This is a genomic window from Acinetobacter sp. NIPH 817 (genome assembly GCF_000368405.1).
Taxonomy (GTDB): Bacteria; Pseudomonadota; Gammaproteobacteria; order Pseudomonadales; family Moraxellaceae; genus Acinetobacter.
Window position 1 is genome coordinate 1,211,023 of record NZ_KB849420.1, and the last position, 12,527, is coordinate 1,223,549.

Below are 12,527 nucleotides of genomic sequence, written 5' to 3' on the forward strand. Positions count from 1 at the left end.
GACCATGAGCAATGCTTTATAAAGCCTTTCATCACAAAGACAAAGGTATGAGCTCTTTAATTGATTACTTTGTATGTAAATATGTTGAATACATCACATATCATTATAAATTTTAATCATGCTGAGTTTGGAAGCCCTTCCAGATTTGCTGAACTGATTTGTTATCACTCAAGTTATTTTTAAAAATATAAATATCTTGTGGCAGACAATACTCATGATGATCCAACATGACCAATTTTCCGGTAGCGAGATCTTCCTCTACATTAATTTTTGGAATCCATGCGACACCTAGACCTTGTAGCACAAGTTCTTTCAAATTGGTGGCATTGTCAGTCTCATATAAAGTTTTATAGATCAGTTTACCTTCGATCAGTTGATCTACCAATTTTCGTAAATATGCATGCTTACTATAAGCAAGTAATGAAAAATTACTCTGAATTGTATGCTTAGGCGTATGGTCGGCTTCGGTAGCTGATACTGGAACAATCTCTGTTTCAGCAATCTTGATGCCACTTAAAATATCATCACCAACCCGATTAATATTAGATCGATCTGCATAACAAATCATAAAATCACAGGCGCCTTCTTTTAAAAGAGATAAGCCTTCACCACTATTCGTCGCGACAATTTCAATTTTTAAATCACGCATAAACGTTGGGAATTTTTTTAAAAAAGTAGTCAAAAAACCTGATGCTAATGAATGGACAACACAGAAACGAATCGTTGATTCGGTTTCATTTTTGATATTTTTAATCAGCTTGGCTGTTTCTTCTACCTGCTTCTCAATATTTTTAGACATGACCAACATAATTCGCCCAATGTCGGTAAATTCAATATTATTTTTATTATTTCGAATAATAACTTCAGCACCAATCATCTCTTCTATTTGCTGAATTCTACGCGTAAAAGCAGATTGACTAATAAATCGTTTTTCGGCTGCTTTTGAAATAGAACGCTCTCGTTCAAGTGTCAAAAGGTCTTCTACCCAACGTACTTCTAAGTTCATTTTTGCATTCCCTTTTTATAGTTATGTCCTTAATTTGTCTGGTTGGGAAGCTGAATAAATAGCTGAATAGATGAATGAAAAATATAAAACATGGGAGTACCTGCAAAAATGCGATGGAAGGATGGCAAAGCCAAACGATAAAAGTAAGTATTTAATAATTCTGACATAGAAAAGAGTGTAAGAGAATAAAAGACTTTCATTTAGCGCAACAACTCATACAAATATAAAATTATTATTCTAAAAATTATTTTAAATCAAAAAGTAAGGTTGATATAAATCAAGTAAATAACCATTTAAGCTTTAATAAAAACTAAAAATACCCTCATCGTTTTATCAAGTCTTAATTTTTATAAAAAAAGTCCGCACCTTGGGGAAGAATACGGAATGTAAAACTAAAATTTTGCTAATTTGATTATTTCAGGATTTAAGCTTTCTGACCTAATCAACTAGTTCAAATCAGAAGATATATTTGCAGTATAGTTCAACTAAATAAACCTGACTATTCAACTAAAGTATCTACCTGAGATTGACCTGAAACAAATTTTTAATATTCACCAATTAGATAATATAGCTTTCTTGAAATTTCAACCATCATATTCGCTGTATATTGAGTAATTTCAAAAACTTGCTTTTTCTGCGGATTGAATACCATATTATCTTTTTCATCACTAAAAAAGATATAAGTGGTGTATTTATCCATGTGATGGATATGCTCTTTTAAGCTTACTTTTTCCCCAGAATTGGGATCATAGGCGATAAACTTCATTCTCATGAATTTTGTCTCTATACATACAGTCTTTTATCAAAATTTCAATAAAATTTAGATAAAACAATATTTTGATGGATAATATAAAATGGTTAAACTAAGAACTGATACTACTTGTAAGATAGGGGCACAATACTATTGGCCTTGTTTACAGAACTTTCGGCAGAAGCAATTGATTGCTCTGCGTCTTTTAGTAAACGGGAAGTTTTAGACTCACTTTTCTCTTCACCATGAAAAAGTACATAGTATGTAAAGCTACCCAAAATGATTAATGCGGCTGTGACTTTTAACATAAACTTAAAAACTAAGATTTTTTCGTATTATAGTGCCTTTTATGTGAAATGCATCACATTTTTATATAAATTTATTAGACAAACTACATTTCTGGTTTAATTATCCTCATTAATTTAGTTGATATTTCACTTAAATTAATAAGTCTAATATTTTGCATGCAGCTCTTTTTCAAATTACATCTTCATTTCGTTCATCATAGAACTTTTTATTTTTAATTTATCTAAAAAGTAAACCATTAATTTACAAAATAAAATTTAGATGTAATTTGTGAAGAAAAAAGTTTTTCTATTTTTAGGTTTAGAAAAGGAAAAAATTGATATGCAAAAAATGCATAATTAACTTGATAAATGCATTAGAAGTGAAGCATTTCGAAATCTAATATGAATTATCTACTCTACTAATTCGAAGTTTAATGATGAACGCTGAAATTACCACCCGTATTGAGAAGGATCTTATTGGTTATAGAGAAATCAATAATAATGATTATTACGGAGTTCAAACATTACGTGCTCTAGAAAACTTTAACTTAACGCAAAGCAAAGTTGGAAACTTCCCTCATTTAATTAAAGCATTAGCAATGGTAAAACTTGCTTGTGCTGAAGCGAACTATAATCTTAAAAGCTTAGATCAAACTAAATTTGAAGCGATTGAATACAGCTGTAATCAACTTATTCGCGGTAATTTTCACGACCAATTCCCGATTGATATGATGCAAGGCGGTGCTGGTACTTCAACCAATATGAATGCAAATGAAGTATTGGCGAATGTTGCTTTAGAATATATGGGACATTCTAAAGGTCAATATCAGTATCTACATCCTAATAACGACATTAACATGTCACAGTCAACAAATGACGTTTACCCTACTGCGATTCGCTTAGGTTTGTTATTGAGCTTAGATGAACTAAATCTTCCTTTTAATAACTTAATTTTAAGTTTCCGTAATAAATCTCAAGAGTTTGCTCACATCTTAAAAATGGGCCGTACTCAGTTACAAGATGCTGTGCCTATGACCTTAGGTCAAGAGTTTGGTGCTTTTGCAGTAACTCTACAAAAAGATCTGGAACAAATTAATACGCTTATTCCAAATGTTTTAGCTTATATGAACCTTGGTGGTACGGCGATTGGTACGGGAATTACCACTGAATATAGTTACCGTGAACTTGCGATTCAAGCGCTTGGAAAAATTTCTGGTAAGAAAATTAAGTCTGCTCCTGACTTAATCGAAGCAACTTCAGATATGGGTGACTTTGTTCTTTTATCTGGTTTATTAAAACGTACTGCTACTAAACTTTCAAAAATTGCCAATGACTTGCGTTTACTTTCAAGTGGCCCACGTACTGGTATTAATGAAATTAACTTAGAAGCTCGTCAACCGGGTAGTTCGATCATGCCGGGTAAAGTAAACCCAGTTATTCCTGAAGCGATGAACCTTGCTTGCTTCCAAATTATTGCAAATGATTTGGCTGTAACTTTAGCTGCTGAAGCTGGTCAATTACAGTTAAATGCAATGGAACCACTTATTGCATTCAAACTATTTGAATCTATGGATTTGCTTGGTAACGCGATGGCAATGTTCCAAAGTAAATGTATTGATACGATTACGGCAAACCCTGAGCATTGTAAAGCTTTAGTTGAAAACTCAATTGGTATTGTGACTGCACTTAACCCATATTTGGGTTATGAAACTACAACTCGTATTGCTAAAACTGCAAATGAAACTGGACAAAGTGTATTGGCACTCGTTCAGAACGAAGGCTTATTATCAGCACAAGTGCTTGATGATATCTTGTCGATTAATAATATGGTTAAACCAAAAATGTCGGCTTAATTCCTGAAAATAAAAAAGGAGCTTTTATAAGCTCCTTTTTTATGTGTTCTATATTTTAAAAACTGAAAGTTGTAGAGAACTGAGCTGTACGTGGGTTACCTAAAAATAGGTAGTCATCACCCATAAATGCCCCTACATCACGCCAATATTTCTTATTAAATAAGTTATCAATATTGAATCTGAAGGTCGTGTCATGCCCAGCAAAATTTGTTTTATAGGCAGCACCAATATTAAAGACGCTATAGCCACCTACTTTTGCCGTTCCCTCTTTGTTTGCATATTTACTGCTACTGTATTGCATACCACTGAGTAATCTTAACCCTTCAACTGAAGGTACTTTATAAGATAACTGCGCAGTTGCGCGTACTTTCGGTACATTCTGAGTTTGATGACCTTTGTAGCTGTCACTATCAATATCAACAAGACGAGATTTGGTGTATGTAATGCCAGAGCTTACGTCAACTGTATCGGTTAGGGCACCAGTTAAACCTAACTCAATACCTTGATTGTGCTGTTCACCTTGCTCAACAAATTCTAATTTTCCTGCAGAATTTGTAGTCGTATATTGATTGTCTTGTTTTAAATCAAAAATAGCTGCTGTTACCAAAAAGTTGCGAATTTGTTGCTTAACACCAAGTTCATATTGTTCAGAATTTCTAGGTGATAGGACTTGATAAGCATTCGCTTCTGCATACCATGGAGCTTCGCCACCATCCGATAAACCTTTGGCATATGAAGCATAAAAATTAGTCGTAGCAGTTGGGCTATACATAAGCGCTAATTGCGGTAAAAACTTATTTAAATCTGTATCTCGGCTTTGCTGACCATCTGGATCATAAGCTTGTTCATCAAGGTGAATAAGTTTTCCACCGAGTTGAGTTGACCATTGATCGTTAAATTGAACTCGGTCAGATATGGTGAAAGCAGTCTGATCACTTTCTAGAGCTTTATAGTAATTTCTTAAGTCAATCTCAGCTGGTGCATAATCCTTTGTTTCTTCATAGATATTACCTACTCCGATAGGGTCAAGCTCCATTGAATTGGAATTATAGCGTTTTAAGGTTTTATAAGTTCTTTGCAGTTCCAAAGCAACTTGATGCTGAATATTGCCAGTGTTGAATTGACCATTTAACCCAGCAGAAAACTGGTTAGTAATGCGTGTATCATCTGGACTACGAAAATCGTAAATACCGTAATTACCATCTTTATCAAAAGTATTATTTTGGCAAACCCCATTGCTATAACAAGCCCATGGAAAAGCGCTGTAATCATCAATCACAACACGACTTTGTGATGCACTTAAGCTACCATTCCATTGATCGTTAAATACATATTGATATTTCAAACTCGCATTTACAGTGTTATTTACAACCGGTTTACTCCAAGACTGATAACCCAACAAACGGTCTTGATCTACATTTATTGGTACTTCTTGCCCATCAAGCAGTTGATAACCCGGTACTGAGCGTTGGCTTTGATGCTGAGCTTCAATGTCAAACAGTAATTTAGAGCGATCATTAATTTTCCAGTCTAAAGCAACTGAACCAAACTCACGTTTACCATTTGCGTGATCAATGTTTGGGTGAATACTTTCATGCGCTAAATTGACTCGATAACCAAAATTATCATTAATAAAGCCGCCTACATCCGTTGCTAGTGTATAACCACCTTCCGAATTTGCATCGACCGTAATAGTTTTAACATCGGCAGGTCTTTTGGTTACATAGTTAACAACACCACCTGGTGTCGACATGCCACTTTGAATCGCAGAAATGCCTTTTAAAATCTCAACTTGCTCTTTATTTTCTAAAGCTACATTTTGCTCGCCACGTATAGTATGGCCGTTAATAAGATAACTAGAGCCTAAATCGAGGGCAAAACCACGCGCTACAAAGTTTGGATAATAGCCAATAGCAGCGTAGCCATCTCCTAACGATGAATCATTTTTAATAACATCAGTTAGTGTTTTTGCATGTTGATCTGCTATGCGCTCAGAGGTAATGGTGGTAATAGATGCAGGAACTTTCTTTACTTCGCCTGTTTGAAAACCAGATAAATTAACTTTCTTTGATGTGTATAGCGCATCATTATTTTGGGGGGCGTTCACAGTAATGGTTGGGAGCTGGGAAACCTCCGCTTCATTTGCATAGACCACAGATGTCATCAGTGCAATAGATGAAGCCAATGCTGTTTTAGAGCATGTCATGAAGTGAAGATTTAACGAACGTCTTTCCATTGAATAACTACCTGCCCATACCGTGCATAAGATAAGTGTGTTAAAAATCGGAAGTATTCCATATTTTTAGCCACGCAAGAATACAGCTACAAATAGCCATAAACAACAAATTATATATTTTTTAGATTAAGTAAATTTTGTGTAATAAAGCATCATCATTATATAAATTTCATTTATTTTCTTTGAAATTGGGACTATAACTTTTTAAGTATTACCAAATAGTCAAAATAAAACTAAGCTCAGAAATGGATCTAGATCAAGGAGGGATACTATAGAGAAGATGGTTAATAAATTAGATGTTTGATTTTAAATAAAGTTTATGGTGGATTGATCAACTCACTAAATTAAGGAATTGTTCGATAATCGGTAAAAATATCTTTAAATCGAACAAAAGATCATAGAATCACTAGAATGGGAGTTTAAAATTATAAAAAATAAATGGAGAGGAATTCTAAGAAAGTACTCAGGATTGAGTGATATCTAAAGATTCATTCTATTTCCTGTTAAATACATCTGAAAATTTCTATTTTTTTCTGCTAACTGACGGAATATCTATGACATATACTAAGGAAGAAAAGAGCAGCAGAATACGAGGGATTGTAGGCGCAGCTTCAGGTAATTTGGTCGAATGGTTCGACTTTTATATCTATGCAGTATTTGCTGCTTATTTTACTCAGGCTCTGACTGCACCAGACATGGATAGTACGACCAAATCGATTTATGTTTGGGGTGTATTTGCAGCAAGCTTTTTTATGCGCCCTATTGGTAGCTGGATATTTGGGCGTATTGCAGACCGACACGGTCGAAAAAAATCAATGATTGTCTCAATTTGCTTAATGGCTTTAAGCTCTTTTCTATTTGCAGCCCTACCCACTTATGAACAAGTTGGCTTATTTGCCCCTTTCCTTTTACTAGTCGTACGCTTACTTCAAGGTCTATCGGTAGGTGGTGAATATGGTGCTGTAGCAACATATATGAGTGAATTAGGCTTAAAGGGTCAACGTGGTTTTTATTCCTCTTTCCAATATGTCACCCTTTCTGGTGGCCAGTTACTTGCCAGCCTACTTGGCGTAATCTTATTAACGTTTTTAAGTGAGCAACAATTACTTGATGGCGGTTGGCGTATTCCATTTGTTATTGGTGGTATTGCTGCCATTCTATCTTTACTGGCACGGAGTCGTTTAGAAGAGACCCTTTCTCATCAAGATAGTGAACGCAAAGAATCTGGCAGCTTAAGAGAACTCTTTAAAAAGCATTGGAAAACTTTTTTATTGGTGGTCGGATACACTTCTGCTGGTTCATTAACATTTTATGTGGAAACTGTTTATTCAAAAACCTATTTAACTAATTTAGGTATGGATGGAAAAACCGTTGGTTATATTATGACCTTCGCACTATTTGTCTATATGTGTGCTCAACCTGTATTTGGTGCAATTTCGGACCGTATTGGGCGACGTTCTTCAATGCTGGCCTTTAGCTTATTATCTGCGATTTTTATCTATCCAGTGATGGCAATTGGCATGCCTAATTATATAGATTCGCCGATCATCATTACCTTGCTACTCATTTTTATGATGATGATTTTGAGTTTTTATACATCTATTAGTGGTTTAGTAAAAGCTGAAATGTTCCCACCTCACGTACGTGCACTCGGGGTAGGATTTTCATATGCGGTAGGTAATGCTATTTTTGGTGGTTCTGCACCTTCGGTTGCTTTGCAATTTAAAGCTGCCGGAATCGAAAACACCTTCTTTATATATGTCATTGTCATGCTGATTATCTGTTTCTTGTGTAGCCTTGCGCTTCCGAAAAAACCAGATTATTTAGAACATGATCATTAAAAAGTAAAAGATAGATATTCTTCTAGAGATTTTTTAGAAGAATATCTTTTTAAAATAATAAGAAAGTCATTTTTGTTCTGTATTCTATAACTGCATAGTACATCTAACTTATTTAATTGACTAAAAGTTACTAGTTTTTGATGTTCTTGGTCCTTATGAATCAATTTTTTGATGGGATAAAAATGGAAAACGAAAAATCCCCTTCACCTGAAAATATTATTCAAGTCAGCTTTTGGCAAGCCTTCTTATTTTGGCTCAAGCTGGGTTTTATTAGTTTTGGTGGGCCAGCTGGACAAATCGCTGTCATGCATCAAGAACTCGTTGAACAAAAGCGCTGGATATCTGAAAAAAGATTTTTGCATGCCCTCAACTACTGCATGTTGTTACCCGGTCCTGAAGCACAGCAATTAGCAACCTACATTGGTTGGCTTATGCACAGAACTGCTGGAGGATTAGTTGCAGGTATTCTATTTGTATTACCCTCCTTATTTATTTTAATTGGACTGTCTTGGGTTTATATAAAATTTGGAGATGTTCCTGTGATTGCAGGTATTTTCTACGGGATTAAGCCTGCCGTTACCGCAATTGTATTTAATGCAACGTACCGAATAGGTAGCCGTTCGCTTAAAAATAAATTTTTATGGTTCGTCGCAATTGCGGCGTTTCTTGCCATTTTTGTCTTAAAGCTTCCTTTCCCTCTTATTGTTCTATCAGCTGGTATTGCTGGCTATTTAGGCAGTAAAAGGTACCCAGAACTATTTTCCTCAGTCGCTGGGCATAAAGCCAGTCAAAAGGATTATGGTCCGGCATTTATTGATGATGATGCCCCGACACCAGAGCATGCTAAATTCCATTGGTTGCGGTTAGCTAAACTTATTTTTGTGGCAATCATTTTATGGTTATTACCAATTTTAGCTTTAGGCGCATATTTTGGATGGCATCATTCTTATACTCAAATGGCGTGGTTTTTTACTAAAGCTGCATTACTCACTTTTGGTGGGGCTTACGCAGTTTTACCTTATGTCTATCAAGGTGCTGTAAATCATTTTGGATGGCTTTCACCAACTCAAATGATTGATGGACTGGCACTTGGAGAAACGACACCTGGCCCACTCATTATGGTGGTTGCCTTTGTTGGTTTTTTAGGTGGTGTCAATCATTCCTTACTTGGCTCTGAGCATCTATTTTTTGCTGGAGCACTCGGTGCAATCATTGTGACTTGGTTTACTTTCCTTTTTTCATTTGTATTTATTTTTGCTGGTGCACCCATTATTGAATCTACACATAATGAAATTAAATTTACGGCGCCACTCACTGCAATTACCGCGGCTGTTGTCGGTGTGATTTTAAATTTAGCATTATTTTTTAGTTATCACGTGCTATGGCCACACGGTTTTTCTGGTCACTTTGATGTTATCGCAGCCTTAATTACCATTGCTGCATTTATTGCGTTATTCCGCTTTAACATTAACGTGCTGTATGTCATTTTTGCATCAGCACTGATTGGTTTAGGTGTTTATATTTTATAAAAATTAGTCCATGAGCCCTTTAACGTAACTGTGAAGGACTCATACCATAAAACTGTTTAAAGCGATGGCTTAAATGGCTCGCTGAACTAAAACCACACACCAGCGCGATATCTTGTAAAGAAAGCTGAGATGACTGAATTAAACCTTTTGCCTTAGTTAAGCGTCTTTGCATGACATATTGGTGAGGTGCCATATTCATGGACTGTTTAAACATATGGGCAAAATGATATTCGCTTAAATTCACAACATTTGCTAAATCAGACAGAGTGAGTGCTTGGTCTAGATGCCCTTCAATCCAGTCTTGAATATATTTTTGTTTATGAGGAGCAAGGCCTCCTTTAATGACAGGCTGCTGCCACTTAACGTTGCTATATCTCCGAATTAAATGATTGAGCAATAAGCTGGCAGTGGTACTCATCTGTAAATGGTTTGCTGAATCATTCCAGTCACAATCTAGTAGGAAAAATTGATATAGCGCACGAATCTTTTCGTCATCATTAAAAACAACTTCATTCAGTTCAATTTGATTCGGTTCTTTGTCCCATATTTTTTCAGCAACATCACGCAAATGTTGATCGGTATAATACAAATGAACGAATTTAAGCCCACCTCGAATATCCCAAGTCGATTCCTGATGTTCAGGCAATAAGCAAAAACGACCCGGTCCACCGCCATTTTTCCAGCCCGCAGGGGTTTTTTGATAGCTTTCATAGCCATCTTGAATATAAAGACTTAAAGTATGGTGATCGCTACAGACACTTACACGATCTTGCTCATTAGACCAAAATGCAAGTTGCATATTTTCATCAAGCACCACCGTTTCGTGAAGCTTGGCTTTAGATTGTTGTAGCTGTTCTAAAGTTTGATAGGCCATGCAAAATTAAAACGAATCTCATTGAGCTTAAGTTAACCATATTCAGCAAAATTGAGCTAGTTTAGTTCTATAAAAAACGCAAGATCTTGCATGTAGAACACAAGAATATATAAGTGAAAAATTAAGCATTCCTAGATACTTAAGTTTGGTAATCGAGGATGAACTTATGAATATTTTACTCTATGTTGCGGTGGTGTTGATTTGGGGGACAACATGGATTGGAATTGCTGTTCAGAGCCATTATGCAACACCCGTCGTCGCAATTTTATGGCGTTTTGCTATTTCAGCCTTATTACTTTGGGTTGTTTTACTATTTTCAGGAAAATTACAGCGAATTGCTTTAAAAGATCACTTGTTTTGTATGCTGCAAGGTCTATGTGTTTTCGGCCTAAACTTTATTTGTTTTTATACCGCAGTTAAATATGTAAACAGCGGTTTAGAGTCCGTCATTTTTTCGATGGCTGTTTTCTTTAATGCCATTAATGCGCTTATCTTTTTTAAGCAAAAACCTTCACCAAATTTTGCTCCAGCTGCACTTTTAGGCCTAGGTGGTATTGTTTTACTCTTTTGGCATGATCTCATAAATAGCCAATTTAATGCACAGTTATTAATGGGTATTGGATTATGTGCAATAGGCACTTACGGTTTTTCTTTAGGGAATATGATCAGTGTTAGACATCAAAAACGTGGTCTAAATATCTTTTCAACAAACTGTTATGCCATGACTTATGGGTCGTTAGTAATGTTAAGTTTAGCTTTATTTACTGGCCAAGATTTAATGCCGCCGATGAATTTTCCATTTTTAAGTTCGGTACTTTACTTAGCTGTATTTGGTACGGTTATTGGGTTTTCTGCTTATTTTTCTTTGGTTGGGCGAATTGGTGCAGCCAAAGCAGCCTATAGCACATTACTTTTCCCTTTAGTGGCTCTAACTGTTTCTACCTTCTTTGAAGGATATCAGTGGACCTTAAATGCTGTAATTGGAATTTTATTAATCTTACTTGGCAACTACCTAATGTTTAGTAAGTTTGAAATTGGAAAAAAGTTATTTAATAGTCAAAAAAATTGTGAGAAGCAGGCATAAAAGCCTGCTTTTTTATAAATCATAATTAATTTTAGCAGCTCATTTTTAGCATCAACTCGAAATCTTTTAAAGCCGCGGCTGCTGTAGCTAAGGGCGCAGATGCTCCTCCACTTACAACAAGCTCACCCATTTCTTGAGTTAACACTCGAATGCATTTATTAGAACCTTGCAGATGAGCAAAAGGATGATGTGTTGGAACTAGCCTTAACTCAACACCTGTTTGAACTTGCTGATTTTTATTATGAATAAAACCCACCAAACGAGGAATTAGATTTTCTTTTTTCCAATCACGAATATGATCGGCAGTCACATGACTGATTCCTTGTCTTGGAATATCTTGAATTTTTACATCAGCTCCCAAAACAGTATTTGCCAATATCGTAATTTTGGCAGCAGTATCCCATCCATCTACATCGAAAGAACTGTCAGGTTCCGCAATACCTTTTGCTTGAGCTTTTCCAAGAGATTCAGCAAATGCGCATTCATGTTGCAACATATCATTTAAAATAAAATTTGTGGTTCCGGTAAAGACACCTTCTATTTCTAAAATTTGACAGCCAGCCAAGTTATATTCAAACAAATCAACAGTCGGTAAAGCAGCAGCCGTCGCTCCACTAAAAAATAATTTTTTATTGTGCTGATGTGCCAAGTTAATTAATTTTTTACCATTTACGACTAGAGCACCTTTAGATACTGCAATCGCATTCATGTTATGTGTTAAAGCATAGTTTAAATAAGATAGGCCTTTTCCACCGGTAACATAATCACTTGGGCCAGTCTCAATAATGACATCGGCTTGAACCTGTTCTAAAAACTGCTGTTCAGTTAAGTCTACTTGGTATTTTGACTTATCTAGCCACTCAGCAGCGTGTAAACCCTCTTGATCAATTAAACCTGAAGATGAGTTACAGACACCCACTAAACGGACATCAATTTGATATTTTTGTTGATAGTATGCCGATCGATTTAAAAGAAGCTCTGCAATTTGTTGCCCAATCCGTCCAAAACCACAAATTGCCACGTTAACTCGCTTCATTTCGCTTTCTCAAAAATTTAAATGGTTTAA

At 35.6% G+C, this 12,527-nt stretch carries 9 protein-coding genes and 1 pseudogene; 4 read left to right on the plus strand and 6 right to left on the minus strand.

From position 1 onward, the window contains the following. Nucleotides 1–112: 112 nt before the first annotated feature. From F968_RS09340 to F968_RS09350, 3 genes are all read right to left on the minus strand, one after another. Complete coding sequence (locus tag F968_RS09340; RefSeq protein WP_004792494.1) at nt 113–1,006, minus strand: LysR substrate-binding domain-containing protein; 894 nt, start codon at nt 1,004–1,006, stop codon at nt 113–115. A 544-nt stretch (nt 1,007–1,550) separates the two neighbouring features. Then, entirely contained in the window at nt 1,551–1,772 is a 222-nt protein-coding gene (locus F968_RS09345; protein ID WP_080645707.1) for a hypothetical protein, read from the minus strand. A gap of 110 nt (nt 1,773–1,882) precedes the next feature. Beyond that, the gene (locus F968_RS09350) at nt 1,883–2,065 is read right to left on the minus strand and encodes a hypothetical protein (RefSeq protein WP_004792496.1); all 183 of its coding nucleotides are present in this window, start codon (nt 2,063–2,065) and stop codon (nt 1,883–1,885) included. Nucleotides 2,066–2,478: 413 nt separating this feature from the next. On the opposite strand from F968_RS09350, the gene F968_RS09355 reads away from it, so the two are divergent. After that, the gene (locus F968_RS09355) at nt 2,479–3,897 is read left to right on the plus strand and encodes an aspartate ammonia-lyase (RefSeq protein ID WP_004792497.1); all 1,419 of its coding nucleotides are present in this window, start codon (nt 2,479–2,481) and stop codon (nt 3,895–3,897) included. Nucleotides 3,898–3,952: 55 nt separating this feature from the next. Here F968_RS09355 and F968_RS09360 read toward each other — a convergent pair. Next, a pseudogene (locus F968_RS09360) lies at nt 3,953–6,161 on the minus strand (TonB-dependent siderophore receptor). A gap of 526 nt (nt 6,162–6,687) precedes the next feature. On the opposite strand from F968_RS09360, the gene F968_RS09365 reads away from it, so the two are divergent. Together F968_RS09365 and chrA are read left to right on the plus strand one after the other, a co-directional pair. Beyond that, nucleotides 6,688–7,974, plus strand: a complete 1,287-nt coding sequence (locus F968_RS09365; RefSeq protein ID WP_004792499.1) for an MFS transporter — start codon at nt 6,688–6,690, stop codon at nt 7,972–7,974. Between the two features lie 182 nt (nt 7,975–8,156). Next, a complete protein-coding gene (gene chrA / locus F968_RS09370; protein ID WP_004792500.1) occupies nt 8,157–9,503 on the plus strand; it encodes a chromate efflux transporter in 1,347 nt (448 codons plus the stop codon). A gap of 19 nt (nt 9,504–9,522) precedes the next feature. Here the strand turns inward: chrA and F968_RS09375 are convergent, their stop codons facing one another. Continuing rightward, nucleotides 9,523–10,377, minus strand: a complete 855-nt coding sequence (locus tag F968_RS09375; RefSeq protein ID WP_004792501.1) for a helix-turn-helix domain-containing protein — start codon at nt 10,375–10,377, stop codon at nt 9,523–9,525. A 166-nt stretch (nt 10,378–10,543) separates the two neighbouring features. Between F968_RS09375 and F968_RS09380 the strand changes: the two genes are divergently transcribed. Beyond that, on the plus strand, nt 10,544–11,461 hold the full coding sequence (locus F968_RS09380) for a DMT family transporter (RefSeq protein ID WP_004792502.1): 918 nt from the start codon (nt 10,544–10,546) through the stop codon (nt 11,459–11,461). A 31-nt stretch (nt 11,462–11,492) separates the two neighbouring features. Here F968_RS09380 and F968_RS09385 read toward each other — a convergent pair whose 3' ends face one another. After that, nucleotides 11,493–12,497: a homoserine dehydrogenase gene (locus F968_RS09385; RefSeq protein WP_004792503.1), complete on the minus strand. Its 1,005-nt coding sequence runs from the start codon at nt 12,495–12,497 to the stop codon at nt 11,493–11,495. Between the last annotated feature and the right edge of the window lie 30 nt (nt 12,498–12,527).

Bases quoted from the DNA above. Each gene is read 5' to 3' on its own strand.
- chrA (WP_004792500.1), top strand. From the start codon at position 8,157: ATGGAAAACGAAAAATCCCCTTCACCTGAAAATATTATTCAAGTCAGC.
- F968_RS09385 (WP_004792503.1), bottom strand. From the start codon at position 12,497: ATGAAGCGAGTTAACGTGGCAATTTGTGGTTTTGGACGGATTGGGCAA.
- F968_RS09375 (WP_004792501.1), bottom strand. From the start codon at position 10,377: ATGGCCTATCAAACTTTAGAACAGCTACAACAATCTAAAGCCAAGCTT.
- F968_RS09365 (WP_004792499.1), top strand. From the start codon at position 6,688: ATGACATATACTAAGGAAGAAAAGAGCAGCAGAATACGAGGGATTGTA.
- F968_RS09380 (WP_004792502.1), top strand. From the start codon at position 10,544: ATGAATATTTTACTCTATGTTGCGGTGGTGTTGATTTGGGGGACAACA.
- F968_RS09355 (WP_004792497.1), top strand. From the start codon at position 2,479: ATGATGAACGCTGAAATTACCACCCGTATTGAGAAGGATCTTATTGGT.
- F968_RS09340 (WP_004792494.1), bottom strand. From the start codon at position 1,006: ATGAACTTAGAAGTACGTTGGGTAGAAGACCTTTTGACACTTGAACGA.
- F968_RS09345 (WP_080645707.1), bottom strand. From the start codon at position 1,772: ATGAAGTTTATCGCCTATGATCCCAATTCTGGGGAAAAAGTAAGCTTA.
- F968_RS09350 (WP_004792496.1), bottom strand. From the start codon at position 2,065: ATGTTAAAAGTCACAGCCGCATTAATCATTTTGGGTAGCTTTACATAC.